Source organism: Thermobacillus composti KWC4 (genome assembly GCF_000227705.2).
GTDB lineage: Bacteria > Bacillota > Bacilli > Paenibacillales > Paenibacillaceae > Thermobacillus > Thermobacillus xylanilyticus.
Genome location: NC_019897.1, coordinates 3,488,898 through 3,508,433, shown reverse-complemented (window position 1 = coordinate 3,508,433; position 19,536 = coordinate 3,488,898). Strand labels below are relative to the sequence as shown.

13 protein-coding genes are annotated in these 19,536 nt (G+C 63.1%); 10 read left to right on the top strand and 3 right to left on the bottom strand.

Annotated features, from left to right (window positions below; genetic code table 11):
- Positions 1-317 precede the first annotated feature (317 nt).
- From THECO_RS16105 to THECO_RS16090, 4 genes are all read left to right on the top strand, one after another.
- Complete coding sequence (locus THECO_RS16105) at positions 318-1,475, top strand: sugar ABC transporter substrate-binding protein (RefSeq protein WP_015256095.1); 1,158 nt, start codon at positions 318-320, stop codon at positions 1,473-1,475.
- 80 nt (positions 1,476-1,555) lie between these two features.
- A complete protein-coding gene (locus THECO_RS16100) occupies positions 1,556-3,076 on the top strand; it encodes a sugar ABC transporter ATP-binding protein (RefSeq protein ID WP_015256094.1) in 1,521 nt (506 codons plus the stop codon).
- On the top strand, positions 3,073-4,065 hold the full coding sequence (locus THECO_RS16095; RefSeq protein WP_015256093.1) for an ABC transporter permease: 993 nt from the start codon (positions 3,073-3,075) through the stop codon (positions 4,063-4,065). Before THECO_RS16100 ends, THECO_RS16095 begins: the two co-directional genes overlap by 4 nt.
- A gap of 81 nt (positions 4,066-4,146) precedes the next feature.
- Complete coding sequence (locus THECO_RS16090; protein WP_015256092.1) at positions 4,147-4,902, top strand: AAA family ATPase; 756 nt, start codon at positions 4,147-4,149, stop codon at positions 4,900-4,902.
- Positions 4,903-4,955: 53 nt separating this feature from the next.
- On the opposite strand, the gene THECO_RS16085 is transcribed toward THECO_RS16090, so the two are convergent.
- Positions 4,956-7,952 (bottom strand): DEAD/DEAH box helicase, encoded by a 2,997-nt coding sequence (locus THECO_RS16085; protein ID WP_015256091.1) that lies wholly within the window; start codon positions 7,950-7,952, stop codon positions 4,956-4,958.
- 280 nt (positions 7,953-8,232) lie between these two features.
- Here THECO_RS16085 and THECO_RS20710 point away from each other — a divergent pair, with 280 nt between their 5' ends.
- A complete protein-coding gene (locus THECO_RS20710) occupies positions 8,233-11,631 on the top strand; it encodes an EAL domain-containing protein (RefSeq protein WP_015256090.1) in 3,399 nt (1,132 codons plus the stop codon).
- A gap of 65 nt (positions 11,632-11,696) precedes the next feature.
- Here the strand turns inward: THECO_RS20710 and THECO_RS16075 are convergent, their stop codons facing one another.
- Entirely contained in the window at positions 11,697-11,984 is a 288-nt protein-coding gene (locus tag THECO_RS16075) for a hypothetical protein (RefSeq protein ID WP_015256089.1), read from the bottom strand.
- Between THECO_RS16075 and THECO_RS16070 the strand changes: the two genes are divergently transcribed.
- From THECO_RS16070 to THECO_RS16050, 5 genes are all read left to right on the top strand, one after another.
- On the top strand, positions 11,905-13,341 hold the full coding sequence (locus THECO_RS16070; protein WP_332306817.1) for an NAD(P)-binding domain-containing protein: 1,437 nt from the start codon (positions 11,905-11,907) through the stop codon (positions 13,339-13,341). The two genes, THECO_RS16075 and THECO_RS16070, sit on opposite strands and share 80 nt — an antisense overlap.
- Positions 13,342-13,389: 48 nt before the next feature.
- Positions 13,390-14,742, top strand: a complete 1,353-nt coding sequence (locus tag THECO_RS16065) for a GH1 family beta-glucosidase (protein WP_015256087.1) — start codon at positions 13,390-13,392, stop codon at positions 14,740-14,742.
- Positions 14,743-15,021: 279 nt separating this feature from the next.
- Positions 15,022-16,041, top strand: coding sequence for an ABC transporter ATP-binding protein (locus THECO_RS16060; RefSeq protein WP_015256086.1), 1,020 nt, complete (start codon positions 15,022-15,024; stop codon positions 16,039-16,041).
- Positions 16,038-16,844, top strand: coding sequence for an ABC transporter permease (locus tag THECO_RS16055; RefSeq protein WP_015256085.1), 807 nt, complete (start codon positions 16,038-16,040; stop codon positions 16,842-16,844). Before THECO_RS16060 ends, THECO_RS16055 begins: the two co-directional genes overlap by 4 nt.
- Positions 16,828-17,556 carry an ABC transporter permease gene (locus THECO_RS16050; protein ID WP_015256084.1) on the top strand — a complete coding sequence of 243 codons (729 nt, stop codon included), beginning with the start codon at positions 16,828-16,830 and terminating at the stop codon, positions 17,554-17,556. Before THECO_RS16055 ends, THECO_RS16050 begins: the two co-directional genes overlap by 17 nt.
- Here THECO_RS16050 and THECO_RS21270 read toward each other — a convergent pair.
- Complete coding sequence (locus THECO_RS21270) at positions 17,507-19,297, bottom strand: ABC transporter ATP-binding protein (RefSeq protein WP_015256083.1); 1,791 nt, start codon at positions 19,295-19,297, stop codon at positions 17,507-17,509. The genes THECO_RS16050 and THECO_RS21270 overlap by 50 nt on opposite strands.
- Positions 19,298-19,536: the final 239 nt, after the last annotated feature.

Below are 19,536 nucleotides of genomic sequence, written 5' to 3'. Positions count from 1 at the left end.
TTTTCCAAAGTATTTCGCAAAAATTGATTATCTGTCGCACGATCGTTGTGCACAGTTAATCGACAGCTTCCTCCGTTCCGTTAGAAATGAAGGACACGCCATGGCGTCCCGCGGCAGCGGAACTGAGGGACGAATTTTGCGGATAAGAGGCGCGGTGCCGTGCGGCACAACGGGACGCTGACAAAGCAGAGCGGCACACAACCCCTTGCGCACCCCCTTCCCATATCAGGAAAAAACTTCTCTGTTGACAATTCTATCAATTTCCGATAGATTTGCTTGTATTAAAACACTGTCAATTCCGAGGGGGGAACTATGGAATGAAGCACAAGGTCGGAGTCCGCGGCGTTCTCGCGATTGTGCTGGCGGCAGCGCTGGCCGTCACGGGCTGCGGGCAGGGCAATTCGGGCGGAAGCAACGGCGGCGGGAACGCAAGCGGCACAGCCGCCGGCGGGAACAACGGCGGCGAAAGCGGCGTCGAGCTGAACGTGCCGGCTGCGCTCGCCGAGCGGGGCGACGTGAAGATCAAGGTCATCCGCAAGATCGGCAACGACGATCATACGGCGCAATTCCTGGCCGGTGCGAAACAGGAAGGCGAAGCGCTCGGCTTCAAGGTCGACACGTTCGCCGCGAACGGCGATTCGGTGAAGTTCCTTGAAGCGCTCGAGCAGGCGGCGACGGAAGACGTGGACGGCGTCATCGTCTCCCACGGCGACGATCCGGCAACGGTCGAAGCGGTGAAGAAGCTGCGCGAGAAGGGCATCGAAGTCGTCACGTTCGACTCGATCGGCGATCTGGCTTCGGTTGAGGGTGTCACGCTCACGGCGCAGGACGACCAGGCGCTGGCGCGCTACGCGCTGGACCGCCTCGTGCAAGACACGGGCGGCAACGCGAACATCATCTATCTGTGGGTGGACGGATTCCCGCCGATGGTGCGCCGCAACGCCGTCTATCAGGAAGTGCTGAACGCCAACCCGGGCATCAAGGAGCTGGAGCGGTTCGGCGTCGCGAACGAGAACACGTCGGTGGAGACGCAGAACGCCGTCGCGGCGATGCTCACGAAGTATCCGAAGGGCGAGATCGACGCCATCTTCGCGACGTGGGACGCCTTCGCCATCGGCGCCGCGCGGGCGCTGATCGAAGCCGGCCGGACGGAGATCAAGATCTACGGCATCGACGTTTCGAACGCCGACCTGCAGATCATGCAGGAAGAAGGCAGCCCGTGGGTGGCGACGGCCGCCGTCGATCCGAAGATGATCGGCGCCGTGAACGTCCGGCTGCTGGCGAAGAAACTGGCGGGTGAAGAGACGCCGGCCGAATACAATCTCGAGGCCGCGCTGATCGACCAGGAAACGCTCGGCAAATCCGCAGAAACGGTCAACATGGCCACGCTGGCCGATATCATTCCGGGATGGGGACAGACGGACGCGTTCGAAGAGGACTGGATGAAGGAACTCAAGGCGGCAAACGCGAAGTAATGCCTGTCAAGACCGGTTGATGACAGCGCCCTTGTCCGGCTGGACGAGGGCGCTTGATCTGTGCATGGGAGGTGAGCCGGATGACGCAGACAGCGGCGGGATTGCTTGAGATGCGCGGCATCTCGATCGCATTTCCCGGCGTGCAGGCGCTGGGCGGCGCCGATTTCACCGCGGCCGCGGGACGGGCGCACGCGCTGATCGGCGCGAACGGCGCAGGCAAATCGACGCTGATGAAGGTGCTTGCGGGCGCCTACGGCCATTACACGGGATCGATCCGGATCGACGGCCGGGAAGCGAAGATCCGCACGCCGAGGGATGCGAAGGCGCACGGCATCCAGGTCGTCTATCAGGAAGTCGACACGGCGCTCGTGCCGAATCTCAGCGTCGGCGAGAATATCATGATGGAGAAGCTCGTCCATGAAATGAAAGGCCGGCACCGGGTCAGATGGGGAGAAGTTCACCGGGCGGCTGAGGAGGTGCTCGGACGGCTTGAGGTGAGCATCCCGACCCGGAAGCGGGTAGCGGAACTGTCGCTGGCCGAGAAGCAGATGGTGCTGATCGCGCGCGCGATGACCACCGCCTGCCGCTTCCTCATTCTGGACGAGCCGACGGCGCCGCTCAGCCGCGCGGAGACGGAGCGGCTGTTCCGCCTCGTCCGACTGCTCAAGTCGCAGGGCACGGGGATTATTTTCATCTCGCACCGGCTGCCGGAACTGTACGAAATCTGCGAAGACATCACGATCATGCGGGACGGCCGGGTGGTCGCGCGCGGCGAGCTCAAGCAGATGACCCAGCAGCAGATCGTCGAGCATATGCTCGGCTCCAAGTGGGAAGGGCAGTTCCCGCAGCGGACGAACGCGCCGGGGCCGGTCATGTTCGAAGCGACGGACATCCGCGACGGGGACAAGGTGAAGGGCGCCAGCCTGTACATCCGCGCCGGCGAGATCGTCGGCCTCGCCGGACTGGTCGGCGCCGGCAAGACCGAACTGTGCCGGGCGCTGTTCGGTGCGTCCGGGCAGGTCGCCGGCGAGCTGAAGCTGGGCGGCCGCCGCCTCGCCATCGGTTCGCCGCACGACGCGGTGAGAAGCGGCCTGGCGCTCGTTCCCGAGGAGCGCCGGCGCGAAGGCGTCTTCGTGGAGGAGACGGTGACCGCCAACCTGACGGTGGCGACGCTGCCGCAATATACGCGCCTGGGCGCATGGCTGAGCGCGGCGCGGGAGCGGCTGGCGGCGGGCGACATGATCGCCCGGCTCGGCGTGAAGACGCCGGACGGTTCCGCCAGGGTCGAGAGCCTGTCGGGCGGCAACCAGCAGAAGATCGCGATCGGCAAATGGCTGCTGGCCGATGCCGAAGTGTACATTTTCGACGAGCCGACGAAGGGCGTCGATGTCGGGGCGAAGCGGGACATCTACGAACTGGTCGCCGGGCTGGCGGCCCGCGGCAAATGCGTGCTCTACGCATCCAGCGAAGTGCCGGAGATCATGGGGCTGACGGACCGGGTGTACGTCATGTACGACGGACGGATCGTCCGGGAGCTTGAGATCGATCGCACGAGCGAAGATGAAATCATGCTCTACAGTACGGGAGGCACGGGACAATGAAGACGACGGACACGGCTGCGGCACTCAAAGGTTTTCGGCTGTTCGACTGGCTGTACAAATACGGAACGCTGCTGACCATCGCGCTGCTGATTGTCATTTTCTGGGTGTCGACGGATCATTTTTTCAGTGACACCAACCTGATCAACATTCTCCGGTCGATCTCGATCGTGACGATCATCGCGACCGGGCTCACCGTATCACTGGCCGTCGGCGGCTTCGACCTGTCCGTCGGCTCGACGGCGTCGGTCGCCTGCGCGGTCGTCATTTCGATGTTCGTCTGGCACGGCCAGCCGCTCGGAATCGGCATTGCGGCGGCGCTTATGGCCTGCCTCGTCGTCGGGCTGGTGAACGCGCTGCTCGTCACCCGTTTCAAAATTCAGGACATGCTCATGACGCTGGCGACGATGTTCGTCTTCCAGGGACTTGCGCTCACCTATTCCCGCGGGGCGACGATCTCCGAGAACATGATCCTGCCGAGCGGCGACTTCGCAACCGGCAAAATTCCGCAGTCGTTCAGTCTGCTGGGCCGCGTGCCGTGGATCATCATCATCATGCTGATCGTCGTGCTGGCGGTGCATCTGTTCCTGAACTACACGAAATACGGCCGCTATATGTACATGATCGGCGGCAACCCGGAAGCGGCGAAGCTGTCGGGCATTCCGGTGAACCGGTACCGGCTCCTGGCCTACGTCATCTCGGCGCTGCTGGCCGGACTGGGCGGCATCGTACTCGGCGCGCGCGTCGGGAGCGCGGAGGTGAACGCCGGCGCCCCGTACCTGATGGAAGCCGTCGCGGCGGCGTTCATCGGCTTCTCCGTGCTCGGCTCCGGCAAGCCGAACGCGCTCGGCACGTTCGCGGGCGCGGTGCTGATCGGCGTGCTGTCGAACGGACTCATCATGCTGTCCGTGCCGTATTACGCGATGGACATCGTGAAAGGCGGCGTGCTCGCCGCCGCGCTGGCGATCACGTATTTCCGCGGGCGGCATTGACGACGCGGACGGCGTTGACGGCGGGCCGGGCATTCTGATATGTTGGGCGTGACTCCAATCGCGAAAGGAGCCACGCCCTTCATGTTTCTGCGCAGTGTCACCCTGCTCCGCGGCGCAGGCACGGATTTCGACCGCTATCCGTTCGCGATTCCGGCGATCCGCAGCCTGGATACCCTGCCGTTCACGGCGCCGGTCACGTTCTTCGTCGGGGAAAACGGCTCCGGCAAATCGACGCTGCTCGAGGCGATCGCCTGGCAGTGCGGGTTCAACACGGCCGGCGGCGGGCGGAACCACACGCACGAAGTGGAAGCGTCCGATGCCCCGCTCGGGCCTCACATCCGGCTGTCCTGGCTGCCGAAGGTGACGTCGGGCTTCTTCCTGCGGGCCGAGAGCTTCTATCATTTCGCTTCGTACCTCGACCGGCTGGCGAGCGAGGATCCTCCGTTCAACTATGGCGGATACGGCGGACGATCGCTGCACGAGCAGTCGCACGGCGAATCGTTCCTGTCGCTGTTCCTGAACCGGTTCGGCAGCCGGACCCGCAGCCTCTATCTGCTGGACGAGCCCGAAGCCGCGCTGTCGCCGGCCCGGCAGCTCGCGTTTCTCCGCATCCTGCACCAACACGCGGCGAGCGGCCGCGCGCAGTTCATCATCGCGACCCATTCGCCGATTCTGCTCGGTTTCCCGGGCGCGGTCATCTACAGCTTCGACGGCGGGGAAATCCGGAAGGTCGGCTACGAGGAGACGGAACATTACCAGATCACGAAAGGTTTTTTGAACCGGCCGGAGCTGTACCTGCAGGAGCTGTTCCGTCCGGAAGAAGGGGAAGAGGACTGACCGCCCGCGGCCGGGCTGCCGGGAGCGGGAGCGCTCCGCGGGCGCGGCCGGCATTACCGCACCAGATCGCGCCGCAGCGTGACAAGCTCCCTGAGCTCCTCCGTCGACAGCTCGGTGATCCAGTTCCCGGAGCCGGCCATCACCGTCTCGCTCAGCTGCCGCTTGCTTTCCAGCATCTCGTCAATCCGCTCCTCCAGCGTGCCGAGCGCAATGAGCTTGTAAACGTGGACGTTCTTCACCTGTCCGATCCGATAGGCGCGGTCGGTCGCCTGGTTCTCGACGGCCGGATTCCACCAGCGGTCGTAATGGAAGACGTGGCTGGCCGCCGTCAGATTCAGCCCGACGCCGCCGGCTTTCAGCGACAGGACGAACACATGCGGCTGCCTGCCGGCGGGCAGCGCGTTCGACTGGAACATCTCGATCATCCGCTCGCGCATGGCCCGGGGCGTGCCGCCGTGCAGATAGAGCACCGGCTCGCCGAGCGTTTCCTGAAGCACCGCCTGGATCAGCCTGCCCATGCCGACATACTGGGTGAAAATGAGGCATCGTTCGCCCGCTTCCCGCAGTTCCCGCACCATCTCGAGCAGCCGCTCCAGCTTCTCCGACCGGGCGGCGAGCGCCGCAACGTCCACCGCGGGTCCGTCCGTCGCCTGCGGCCGGCCATCTCCGTCCGCGTCGAATACCGGGCGCACGGCCGGCAGCGGCTCCTTCGTCACCAGCGCCGGATGCGCGCACAATTGCTTCAGCCTCGTGATCGCCGCCAGGATGGCGCCCTTCCGTTCGATCCCGGTCAGCTCGCCCGACCGATCCAGCAATTCCCGCACCGTCCGCTCATACCATGCGGCCTGCTCGGCCGTCAGATGCACGTAGGTCTTCATCTCGTTCTTCTCCGGCAGGTCGAGCTGCACGGCGGGGTCCTGCTTCTTTCGCCGGAGCAGGAACGGCTTCACCAGCTTGCGGAGCTCGGCCAGCCGCGCATCGCCGCCTTCCTTCAGGGCGGCGCCGCCGTAGCGCTCGTTGAACGCCCGCTGGCTGCCGAGGTATCCCGGATTGAGGAAGTCGAAGATCGACCACAGCTCGGCGAGCCGGTTCTCGATCGGCGTGCCGGTGAGCGCGATCCGGTGGCGCGCCGGGAAACTGCGCACGGCCGCGGCCTGTTTCGTCGCGTAGTTCTTGATGTTCTGCGCCTCGTCGAGGCAGACCGCGTCCCAGGAGACGGCGGCGAGCGTCTTCCGGTCGAGCGCCGCCGTCGTGTACGACGTCAGCACGACGTCCGCCGCCTCGGCCGCTTCGCGGAATTCGGCTCCCGAAGGCCGTCCGCCGCCGTAATGCAGCAGCACGCGCAGCGATGGCGCGAAGCGGGCGAGTTCCTTCTGCCAGTTGCCGATCACCGATGTCGGGCAGACGATGAGCGAAGGCATCATCCGGCCGGCGGCCCGCATCTCCTCCCGCGCATGCAGCAGGTAGGCGATGAGCTGCACCGTCTTGCCGAGCCCCATGTCGTCCGCGAGGCAGGCGCCGAGGCCGAAGCGCCGCAGCGAGGCGAGCCACGAGAACCCGATCTGCTGGTACGGGCGCAGCGCGGTCTTGAGCCCTTCCGGCGCCGGCAGCAGCGGATTGTCCTCCGGACGGCCGAGCTGCCCGATCAGCCGGAGCAGGCGGCCGCTCAGCTCCACCTCGAGCGCGACGCGGGCTTCTTCGGCCGCGGCGCCGGCTTCCGCTCCGCCGTCCTCCGGCGCGTCATCGCCGGCCGCGCCGCCGAGCAGATGCAGCTGCAGCACGTCGCGGAACGACAGGCCGCGGGACGGATCGTACTGCGCCATTGCCTTGCGGATGACGGGCAGCATCGCCGGATCGAGCGCGACCCACTGTCCGCGGACGCGGACGAGCCGCCGCCCGCGGGCGGCCAGCTCGAGGAACTCCTGCTCCGAGAGCTCGGCGCTCCCCAAGGCGATGCGCCAGTCGAAATCGACGAGCGACTCCAGGCCGAACAGCGACGGACCTTCGCCGGCGTCCGACCGGATGCGGGCGCGCAGGCGCGGCCGCGCGCGGCGGGCTTCCTCCCACCAGGCAGGCAGCAGCACCTGCCAGCCCGCGGCGATCAGCCGGACGCTGTCCGCGCTGAGGAAGCGCCAGGCCGCCGCGTCATCCAGCGCCGTGCCTTCCGGCTGCCACCCGCCGTCCGGCGCCAGGTCCGGCAGGGCGGCGCGCAGCCGCTTGAGCCAGCCGTCGGCCCGCCCGCGCACGGCGTCCGTCCATTCCTCCGGCCAGCCGCCGGAGACATGGCCGTCCGGATCGAGCCGGACGGGCACGAGCGCATCGGGGCGTTCCTTGTCCTGCAGCACGATCCGGAGCCGCCATTCGGCATCGATCGGACCGGGCTCGATGAGCTGCAGCGCAGGACGGAACGGCGCGGTGTCCTGCCGCCAGCCGATGTGGACGAGCCAGTCGTCATCGCTCAGGCTCCTCGCCGCCTCGCCGGCGCCCGGTTCGAAGAGGCGCGGAAATTCCCGGCGCAGGTCGGCCGCCCGTTCCTCCGTGCCGTAATGCCGGTCGAAGACGGCCGCCGTGAACGCGGCGCGGAGCCGCCGGCCGAAATCATCGTCGGCTTCGCCCGACGCGACCAGCGCGTCGATCCGCCGGTCGATCTCCCGGTCTTCCCATTGCCACTCAAGCCGGCCCGCCGCCATCGCTTCGCGGCTCGGCGCATACCGCTTCGCCGCCGCGCACGCCATCAGGGCGGGGGCCAGCCGCCGGAGCAGCTCGGCCTCGCCGCCCCATGCCCAGTCCACATGCCCCAGCAGCGGCAGCTCCGCGAAGAACGGAATGACGAACTCCGCCGGCAATTCGACGATCTCGATGTTCCGCAGGCTGCGGATTTCCAGTTCCGTGCCGTAGAACGAGTCTTCGTGCCAGGCGAACAGCAGTTGTTTCAGCCGCATGCCCGGCACGAATCCGCCGGTTCCGTCGAGTCCGTAGAGCAGCGCATCGCCGTCCTCCGTCAGGCTGAGCCGGACATCGATCGCACCCAGGTCCATTTTCATCGCCATTTCCTCTCTCCCGTTTCCGCCGCGCGCATCGCGGCCGCGGCGGAAGGCGGACGCATCAATAAACCAGCATCATTATAACACAGCGGGGGAAAGCCGATTCCGGCTATTCCTTTCATATAAAAATAAGTGTTTATACCTAGTTCTCGGGACGGTGTAATGCTGCTTTACTTGTCAAACTTGAGCACTACAAGCTATAATTTACGTCAATCCTGCTTTGTTTTTATCAATTTTATTCCTTAACCGGCATGGAGTTACATCCTGGCAGAGGGCGGGGAATGATGTGAGTCGCAGGACGATCGGCGTATTGATTCCGGTTCCGGACGGGTTTTATTACGGCGATATTCTGTGGGGTATATCGCGCGAAGCGCTGATGCTCGATCTCGACGTTCTGGTTGTCTCGACCGCGACGTTCGACAGCTTCGGCCTGCGCATCTCGTATGACGCCCGGGTCGGCTGGGATCTGGTTGACGCATGGATTATCGTGGCGCAGGCGGTGTCGGAAGCCTATGCGCGGGAATTGGCGGGCACCGGAAAGCCCCTCGTGACGATCGCGGATCACGCCGGGCTGTCGGGTTCGGCATATGTCATCAAATGCGACAACCGCGGCGCATCGGAAGCGCTTGCCCGGCATCTCATCGAAATGGGGCACCGGCGCATCGCGTTCGCAGGCAGCCTGGCGAATGCGGATTTCCGCGAGCGCTTTCAAGGCTGCAAGGACGCCATGGAGAAAGCCGGCATCGGGATGGGCGCGGGCAACGTGTACGACGTGCAGAGCGGCGACGCGGCCGCCCGCCTCATGCTGGAGGAAGGCCTGCCGTATACGGCGGTGTTCGCCGCCTCGGACCTGGTCGCTTCCGCGCTGGTTCAACAGCTGACGGAAGCCGGCGTGCGCGTCCCCGAGGATGTGGCGGTCGTCGGCTTCGACGACAGCGGCATCGCGAAGACGTGCAAGCCGGGCCTGACGACGGCCCGGCAGCCGATCATCGAGCTCGGCCGCTGCGCGCTGAGGCGGACGATGGACATTCTGGAAGGACGATCCGGCCGGGTCGGCACGACCGTCCTGCCGGTCGGGGTGGTCATCCGCGAATCGAGCGGCGGGAAGGCGTCCGACCGGTCGAAGGCGTCCGATCTGTCGGAGAACGATCAGACGCTGTCCTGGAAGAACATCCCCGGCGAAGAGCTGGAGCAGCTGATCGAATCGCACCGCCGGCTCAGCCTGCGCCTGATCGACACCCGGGACATGTCTTGGCTGCGCTATACGAACCAGCACTGGGGCATCGTCGGCCTGTGGGAAGGCGAGCCCGGCGCCTCCGATCTCATCCTTGACAGCGCCTACAGCGTGAACGGCACGGGCGTGCCGGTGACCGGCAGCCGCTGGATGGCGGAGCGTTTTCCCCCGATGCCTCCGCTCAAGCGCAGAGCGGACGACCCGGAATTCGTGCTCGTGCAGCTCATCCAGTCGGAGACGCGGAATTGGGGGCTGCTCGTCACCGCGGGACCGGTGAACGAGCGGTTCATCCGCGGCCACGACACGCGCCAGCTGCCTTCGCTGCTCGGCGCCATGATCGACCACCGGAAGCTGCTTGCCGAACTCGAGCAGCGGGAGGCCGGCTACGCCGCGCTGGCGGAGCGGCTCGGCATCGTCTCGCGCACGACGCATGACGGCGTCTTCGAACTCGAGCTGCCGTCTTGCCGGATCGAATGGATCACCGGCATCAAGTCGCTGATGGGAGTCGAGAAGGAGGAATGGCCGGCCGACGGCCGGGCGTTCCTCAGTCTGGTGCACCCCGAGGACGTGCCGCGCGTCAAGGTCGTCTGGGAGGCGGCGGTGAAATACCGGCTGCCGCTCCATATTGAATTCCGGGTGAAGCGCGGGGATGAATATATCTGGGTGTCGGCGGCGGGTGAGATCGTGACCGACGCCGGCGGCAACGCCGTCCGGTTCCTCGGCGCCATTACGGACATCCATTTGCGCAAGATGGCCGAGTGCGCGCTGCTCGCTTCCGAGGAGCGATACCGCGCGTTCTTCCGGAACACGCCGGTCATGCTGCTGTCTCTCGACGAACAATTCGTCATCACCGATGCGAATCCGTGCTGGCTGGAGGCGATGGGTTACGAGCGCGAGGAAGTCGTCGGTGCGAGCTGTCTGTCGTTTCTGACGCCGGAATCGGAGGAAAAATGGCGCGCCCATTGGTCAAACGGGAAGGCGGAGACGGGCATTGCCGACATGGAGCTGCAGTGGGTGACGCGCGGCGGCCAGACGATCGACGGGCTGGTGAACGGCCGGCGTTACGGCGAACCGGGACAGGCGCGGATCTACCTCTCGGTCCGCGACATCACGGAGAGAAAGCGGGCGGAACGGCAGATCCATTTTCTCGCCTACCACGATCCGCTGACCGGGCTGCCGAACCGGCGGATGTTCTATGAACGGCTGGAGCGGGCCATCGGCGAGGCGGAAGCGGGCGGGACGCGCGTCGCCGTCATGATGATCGACCTCGACCATTTCAAGGTCATCAACGACAGCCTGGGCCACGACATGGGCGACGCCCTGCTCCGGCTGGTGGCCGGCCAGCTGGCCGACATGGTCGGCGACGCCGGCCTCGTCGCCCGCATCGGCGGCGACGAATTCACGATCATGCTGACCGGCGGCGAAGCCGGGGAAGCGGCTGGGCGGCTGGCGGAACGCATTGTGGACAAGCTGCGGCAGCCGTTCACGGTCGCCGGCCACGACCTGTTCGCCACGGCCAGCGTCGGCATCAGCCGCTATCCCGAGGACGGCGTTGACATCGGCGAGCTGGTCAAGAAAGCGGACACCGCCATGTACCGGGCGAAGCAGCAGGGCCGGAACCGCATGGAGACCTACAGCGGCGCGATGGAGGAAGTGGTCCGGGAACGGCTCGCGATCGGCAGCCGGCTGCGCCTGTCCCTGGACACGATGGCGGGCTTCTATCTGCTGTATCAGCCGCAGCTCGATCTGAAGAGCGGCCGGCTGATCGGCGCGGAGGCGCTGATCCGCTGGACGCTGCCGGACATCGGCAGCGTGCCGCCGGGCATGTTCATTCCGCTCGCGGAAGAGTTCGGCATGATCGTCCCGATCGGCGAGTGGGTGCTGCGCGAGGCGTGCCGGCAGCTCAAGGCGTGGTCCGACCGGTTCGCCGGCGGATGGCACCTGTCGATCAACCTGTCGGTGAAGCAGCTGCAGCAGCCGGATTTCGTTGCCGGCGTCGACCGGATTGTGGCGGAGTCGGGCGTCGACCCCGGGCGGCTCTGCTTCGAGATTACGGAAACCGCGGCGCTGCTTAACCTCGAATCGTGCGCCCAGATTCTGAATGAACTGCGCGCGAGGGGGATCCGGATCGCGCTGGACGACTTCGGCACCGGCTATTCGTCCCTGCTGCTGCTGAAGAGCCTGCCGCTGTCGATCGTGAAAATCGACCGTTCGTTCACGCACGATCTGCTCGCAAGCAGCGCGACGGCTTCAATCGTATCCGGCATCATCGCCATGTCGAAGGGACTCGGCATGTCCGTCATCGCCGAAGGCATCGAGACGGAGGAACAGCTCGAGGCGCTTGGCCGCCTCGGCTGCGAAGGCTACCAGGGGTACCATGAGAGCCGGCCGCTTCCGCCCGATCTGTTCGAACGGCAATATCTGGCGGACGATCCGCCGGAGGACGCGTGAGCCGGTTGATCCCGCAAAGTGAAAAGCCGCGCAGGCGGTTCCGTTGAAGGAGCCCGCCGCGCGGCTCAGTCTCTTCTGAGCGCGGAGATGAGCAGCAGCACGGCGGTCAGCAGATGAAGCAGCCAGCCGAGGAAGGGAATCCAGGCCAGCAAGGATGTGACGATGCCCAGGATCGAGCCGTAGTACGAGTCGTGATTTTTGACGGAAATGATGAGTGTTGCAGCATGCAGGACGCACATGACGACCAGCGCCCAGTAGGCACTGGCCAGGACAATGAGACCTCCGAGCACCGGAATGGCCAGGACGGCTTCCACTACGCCGGTGAGCAGTTTCATGGCTTTGGCATTTGACATGGGCTTTAAGCCCCCTCCTCTCCGGTTCCGCCGGATGCAAATGCGTAAGACCCCACCACCATGTATATGCGTTGCCGGCATGTCCAGTCAGCGGGAAAACGTTCCTTGTCCCCCGGTGCGCGCTGTTTTACAATGGAGCCGTTGGGATTCGCAATGTCTGATTTCCGCGAAACAGCGAAAGGGACGGTGGCGCATGATGAAAATCGGGTTCATCGGACTCGGGAACATGGGGCTGCCCATGGCGATCAACCTGGTCAAGGCCGGCTTCGAGGTGTACGGACTGAACCGCAGCAAGGGAGCGGAGGAGAAATTCGCGCAGGCGGGCGGCAAGACCGGGCTGACCCGGGCGCAGCTGGCGGCCGAAATGGACATGGTCATCACCTGCCTGCCGATGCCAGCCGACGTCGAGGCGGTGTACACGTCGGAGGACGGCCTGATTCCGAACGGCCGGCCCGGTCTCCTGCTCGTCGATTGCAGCACGGTCGGCCCGGATCTGAACCGGCGCCTGTTCGATGCGGCGGCGGCCCGCGGCATCGCGTTTCTCGACGCGCCGGTAAGCGGCGGTACGGTCGGCGCGGCCGAAGGCACGCTCAGCATCATGGTCGGCGGCGAGCGCGAAGCGTTCGACCGGGCGAAGCCCGCCTTCGAGGCGATGGGCAAGCAGATCTATTATGTCGGTCCGAGCGGTAGCGGGTCGGTCGTCAAGCTGATCAACCAGCTCATGGTCGGCATCCATACCCAGGCGGTCAGCGAGGCGCTGGCGCTGGGCCGCAAGGCCGGACTGGACGAGGCGGCGCTTGTCGACATTCTGATGGCGAGCTTCGCCAGCAGCCGCATGCTCGGCCGCCATTACTCGGGCTTCATCGCGAAGGAAGCGTATGATCCCGGCTTCGCCATCAAGCTGCTCGGCAAAGACCTCGACCTGGCGGCCGAGATGGCGGAGAAGAGCGGCGTCCGGCTGAAGGCCGGGGCGCGCGTGCGCAGCCTGCTCCACCGCGCGATCGCATCCGGCTACGGCGACCGCGACATGGCGGCGATGTTCCGCTTCCAGACCGACGAAGACGCGAAGGAAAGCGAAGCGGGCCCGATCAAGCATTACGCCGTCTTCCTGCCGATGAAGGATGCGGAGAAGAGCGACCGCTTCCGGCCGGAGCATCTGCAGTTTCTGGCCGAGCAGCGCGCGGCCGGCCGGCTGTTCGCCAACGGCCGGTTCACCGACGGCGCCGGCGGCCTGGTCATCTACAAGGCGCGCTCGTACGAGGAAGTGGAAAACTGGGTGAAGCAGGACCCGTACATTGTGCATGGCGCGCGCGGGTATGAGATCCACGAGTGGGATGTCGTGCCGGCGGAAGGGTGAGCCGCGGATCGCAGCGGTTGACGTCACACGATCAGGAGGTATAAACGCGTGACCATTTTAACGTTTCCGAAAGATTTCGTCTGGGGCGTCTCGACGTCCGCCTATCAGATCGAGGGCGCGCTGACCGAGGACGGCCGCGGTCCGTCGATCTGGGATACACTGGCCGCCATTCCGGGGCGCATCATGAACGGCGACGACGCGAGCGTCGCATGCGACAGCTACCACCGGTATGAAGAAGACATCGCGCTGATGAAAGAGCTCGGTGTGAAAGCGTACCGCTTCTCGGTGTCCTGGCCGCGCATCTATCCGCAAGGGGACGGCGAGGTGAACCCGAAGGGCATCGCGCATTACAAGCGGTTCGTGACGAAGCTGCGCGAGGCGGGCATCACCCCGTTCTGCACGCTCTATCACTGGGAACTCCCGCAGGCGCTGCAGGACCGGGGAGGCTGGGAAAACCGGGCGACGATCGATGCGTTCGTCCGTTTCGCCGAGACGATGTTCCGCGAATTCGACGGGCTGATCGATTACTACATGACGTTCAATGAACCGTGGTGCATCGCGATCAACGGCCATCTGCTCGGCCGGCACGCGCCGGGCATCACGAATTGGCAGTCGGCCATTCAGGTCGCCCACAACGTCATGGTCGCCCACGGCCGGACGGTGCGCCGCTTCCGCGAGCTAGGCGTGAAGGGGCAGATCGGCTACGCGCCGGACATGTACTGGTACGAGCCGCTCACCCGCAAGCAGGAGGACGTCGACGCGGCCTACCGCGCATTTTCCATCTACAACTGGTTCGTGGAGCCGGTCTTCACCGGCAAGTATCCGGAGAAGATGGCGGAATGGATCAAGTCGAAAGGCGCCGAGCCGGTCGTCGAGCCGGGCGACATGGACATCATCCGCGAGCCGATGGATTTCCTGGGCCTGAACTTCTACGGCGGCAACATCGTGCGGCACAAGCCGGGCAACAACTACCTGGACCTCGAGCATGTCGATCTCGGCTATGCCAAGTCGGACAAGGGCTGGTTCATTTATCCGGAAGGCCTGTACAAGATGCTGACCTGGCTGACGGATAATTTCGGCCCGATTCCGATCTACATCACGGAGAACGGCGTCTGCTACAACGACGAGCCGGGACCGGACGGCCGGATCCGGGATGACCGCCGCATCGCGTTCCTGCGCGACCATATCGCCGAGCTCGGCCGCGCGATTGCGTCCGGTGTCAATCTGAAAGGGTATCTGACCTGGTCGCTCATGGACAATTTCGAGTGGGCGTTCGGCTACACGTGCCGCTTCGGCCTCGTGCATGTCGATTACAACACGCTGAAGCGCACGCCCAAGGACAGCTTCTACTGGTACAAGAAAATCATCCGCAACAACTGGATTGAGCTTGAGAGCCGTTAACGCGCGTTCATCCCAAAATGCGGTATTTACAAACCTGACATTCCGTGGTAATATCTGTTCTCAACAAGCGATTGACGGAAGGATTTCTAGGGATCCGACGGCCGGCAAGGCCGGGCGAACCGAGCGAAATCGTCGCGTCGGCATTCGGGGTTAAACAAGCAGGACGCGATACACCGTAAGGGATAAAAGACCTTCGGCAAGTTCCGCCATTACCGGCGGTGCGGGCCGGAGGTCTTTGTTGCTTTAGCAGAACAGAGCGAGATGGGAGGGCATGCAGACGTGTTGGCACTGGAAGTGGAAGGGCTGGTGAAAACGTTCCGCGTCAAGCGGAAACCGGAGGGCTTCAAGGCCAGCGTCCGTTCGCTGTTGCGGCCGGAGTGGACGGAGAAGACGGCGGTGGCCGGCATCCGTCTGAAGGCGGAGGCGGGGGAGACGCTGGCTTTCCTCGGGCCGAACGGAGCGGGCAAATCGACGACGATCAAAATGCTGACCGGCATTCTCCATCCTTCGTCCGGCCATGCCCGCGTGCTGGGGATGGTGCCGTGGAAGGAGCGCGCGGCGCTGGCGTTCCGGATCGGCGCCGTCTTCGGGCAGAAATCGCAGCTCTGGTACCATCTGCCGCCGGCGGACACGTTTGAATTGCTCAGCCGGATGTACGAGCTGGGGCGGGCGGATTACCTGCGCCGCCGCGACGAGCTGGTCGAACGATTCGAGCTCGGGCCGTACATGCAGACGCCCGTCCGCAAGTTGTCGCTCGGCGAGCGGATGCGCTGCGAGATCGCGGCGGCTTTCCTGCACCGCCCGGAACTGCTGTTCCTGGATGAGCCGACGATCGGGCTCGATGTCATTGTGAAGCGGCGCATCCGCGAGCTGATCGCGGAGCGGAACCGGGAGGAGGGGACGACCGTCTTCCTCACATCCCACGACCCGTCCGACATCGAGCAGCTCTGCCGACGGGCGGTCGTCATCCATCACGGGTCCGTCATCTTCGATGCCCCGGTCGAGCGGCTGAAGCGCGAAGTCTTGAACTACAAGACGGTCCACCTCAAGCTGCGGAACGGCGCGCGGCTGCCGGAGAAGCTGCCGGATGGCGTCCGGGCCGCGGAAGCCGGTCCGTCCGCGTGGCGGCTGTCCGTGGACACGACCGCCGCCTCGATCGAGGATGTGCTCGCCGCGTTCATCGGGCATTGCGCGATCGAAGACATGACGGTTGAAGATCCGCCGATGGAGGATGTCATCCGGGCGGTCTACGAAGGCGGGAGCGGCCGTCCGCCGGCGGAGGAGGGGGCGGCGTCATGATGCCGGTTATGGCCAAGCTGCACAAATACCGGGCGGTCGGGATCATCGCGGTCAGGCAGCAGCTGCAGTACCGGGTCGATTGTGTCGTGCGGGCGCTGTTTCTGCTCCTCATTCTGTTCATTTTCATCCATCTGTGGAAGGCGGCGTACGCTTCGAGCGGGACGGAGATGATCGAAGGGTTCGCGCTGAACCAGATCATCTGGTACCTCGTCTTCGCGGAAGCCGTCACGATGGCCTGCCCGCAGCTGTGCATCCGGATCGAGGACGAGGTGAAGCAGGGCGAGGTGGCGGTCCGGCTCATCCGGCCCATCGCCTACAACGGGTTTCATTACATGACGTATCTGGCGGAAGCGGGCGTCCGCTTCCTCGTCCAGCTCGCCGCGGGGAGCGCGATCGCCTGGGCCTACATGGGGCCGCCGGCCTTCGGCTGGGGCTGGGCCGGGCTCGCCGCGCTGCTGCCCGGAGCGTTCACCGTCGCGTTCCTGCTCAATCTGGCCGTCGCGCTGCTCGCCTTCTGGGTCGAGGAGACACGCGGCATGGAGTTCGTCCTGCAGAAGCTGAATTTCACGGCCGGCGGCATGCTGCTGCCGCTCGAACTGATGCCGGACTGGCTGGAACGCGTCTGCGGGTGGCTGCCGTTCCAGGCGGTGCTCTATTTCCCGGCCCGCATGGGCGTCGCGTTCGACGGCGGGCGGCTCGCCGCATTTCTGCTGACGCAGTGGGGCTGGGCCGCTGCGCTTGCGGTGCTGTGCGCGTTCATCTATCGGAGAGGAGTGCGGAAGCTGAATGTCAACGGCGGTTAGGCTGTCCGGCGGCCGCGGGAGCCGCGTCCGGCGCGCAGCCGGCATCTTGCGGTACGTGCTGACGTGCTGGAAGCTGAATCTGGCCGCCGCGATGGAGTATCGGGCCAGCTTCTTCATGCTGGCGGTCATGATGTTCGTGAACAACTGCATCTGGCTCGTGTTCTGGGCGATTTTCTTCGCACGCTTTCCGGCCGTGAACGGCTGGGATCTGCGGGACGTCATGCTGCTGTGGGGCATCAGCGCGGGCGGATTCGGCTGGTCGAACGTGCTGTTCGGCAATTACCCCCGCATCGCGCCCATCGTGGCGAACGGCGAGCTGGATGTGTTCCTGACGCAGCCGAAACCGCTGCTGCTGGGCGTGCTGGTCAGCCGCATGTCGCTGACGGCGATGGGCGACTTCCTGTTCGGCGTCGCGATCTACGCCCTGGCCGGCGAACATACGCTGATCGGCGCCGCGAAATATGCGCTGGGGCTCCTGATCAGCGGCCTGCTGTTCCTGTTCGTGACGCTCGCCGCCGGCACGCTGGCGTTCTTCTTCGGCCAGGCGGAAGGGATGGCTTCCCAGCTCTTTAACGGTCTGGTCGCGCTCAGCACGTATCCGACGGATATTTTCAAGGGAACGGCGCGGATCGTCCTGTTCACGGTGCTGCCGGCCGGCTTCATCAGCTACGCGCCAATCGGTCTGCTCCGGCGGTTCGACGGGACGACTTGAGAAGTTCGTCATGGGTCCCTTGTTCGACTAGTTCTCCGTCTTTCAACACGAGAATGTGATCTGCGATTTTACAACTGCCCAGCCTATGAGAAATCAACAGCGTGATTTTGCCCTCAGACAACTCGGCAAATCTTTTGTACAGAGATTGTTCCGCTATCGGATCCATTGAAGCTGTAGGTTCATCCAGTACGATGATTTCACTCTCTTTGAAAAATGCGCGTCCGAGAGCCAGCTTCTGCCATTGTCCTACTGACAATTCCGTGCCGCCTTCGAATTCGGGTCCAAGCCGCGTATCAAACCCATCGGGGAGGGACGAGATGACTTCTGATGCCCCAGAACGTGCAGCCGCCATTTCAAGTGCAGTTTGGTCCGACAAGCGCCCGATATCGCCATACCCGATGTTTTCCCTTGGAGTATTATATAAACGGAGAAAGTCTTGAAATACGGCAGCGATGTTTCGATATAACGCCGATTTGTCTATATTCTTTAAATCTACTCCGTCATATTCAATCTTGCCAGAGTATGACGAATACAGTCCGATCAGGCAATTTACGAGCGTGCTTTTTCCTGCTCCGTTTTCGCCGACAATTGCTACAGTTTGGTTCGGTTTAATATGCAGCGATATATTCTTAAGGGTGTATTCCGAACGGTTAGGATAACGGAATGACAAGTTGTTCACGGTAATTCCTTTTGTAATTGGGCCTTTGAAGGCCTGCAACGCGGCAGCAATTTCGCTGTTCTGTCCTTCTTCGTTGGTGTCCATGAACAGGAAAAATTCATTCATCATCAACGCGTCTTCGTACAAGGATGAAAGTTCAAACGCCAACTTCTTTAATTGGCTCTGTGTAGAAACCAGAATTTGATAGATTGCAACAAAATGACCGACTGTCAGATTTCCGTTTATACAAACAAATATTGAATAAATCGTAAACAACATCCCCAGCAAACTTTGAATGCTTTCGACGGCGGAGCGGGCTTTAAACGATCTGCGTTCAACCTTTTTTTGTTCCGCAGCATTGTTCCAATAGATGGCGCTCCACTCTTTCAACAGCGTTTGGCCAAGGTTATAAATACGCAATTCTTTTGCAGATGATCGGTTGGTCAATAAGTCGAACAAATATTGCATGCGGCGGGTGAAAGGCGTTTGGAGACGGAGCAGCCAAAATTTCCATTTTCCAATCTTCATGTTGACCCATAGCGACGGGATCATATACAAAATGATGGCCACGGTTAATAGCGTATCAAATTGACCAATCAGCACAATGAACGAAATCAATGTCACAAGAGACTGACCGGCAGAAAACAGAAAATCGATCACCCGTTGGCCGCTGAATGTAATCGTTGATCTTGCTCTTTGAAGCTGATCGTAGAATTGTGAATCATCGAATCGAATAACGGGGAACAAGACGGTTTTCTCAGCCAGCATTCCTTCCATTCGATAGCCGGTCTTCTGCTGGAGCAATAGGGTTATATATTGGTTCAACAGTTCTATTAAAACCGCAAAAATGCCGATAATAAAGATGACAACAAGCACGGTTATACAGTCTCGCATGTTGCCCGCTTGGTTCAATAAGGACGCGACACTGTTCGTCAGTTCTTTCGTCAGATCGATCTGCAAAGTCGGAAGCACTGCAGCAACAAACTTGAAAATCAGCAAAGATAAGCACACGACAGGGGCGGTACGCATGGCAAGAGCAATTGACTTGGCGAGAGTTGTGAAGACTTTACGTGTTCGAATCATGGCAAGTATGCATCCTGTTCATGCTCGAATGAGTCAGGTTCTCGATCGAACTTCCTGTGATGCCAGAGTAGCAATTGGATCATGAGTCCTCCCGGTATGAGATGAATGGATGATTATGTGAAGAGACTAGAAGCCGAATCCGACTTCTAGTCTCTTCGTGCAAAATAGCCGGTGTTGTCAACAATCGCAAGATTGATTGCAGATGCGGCCGGTGCTATCGATAGAGACTCTGAGTTGCT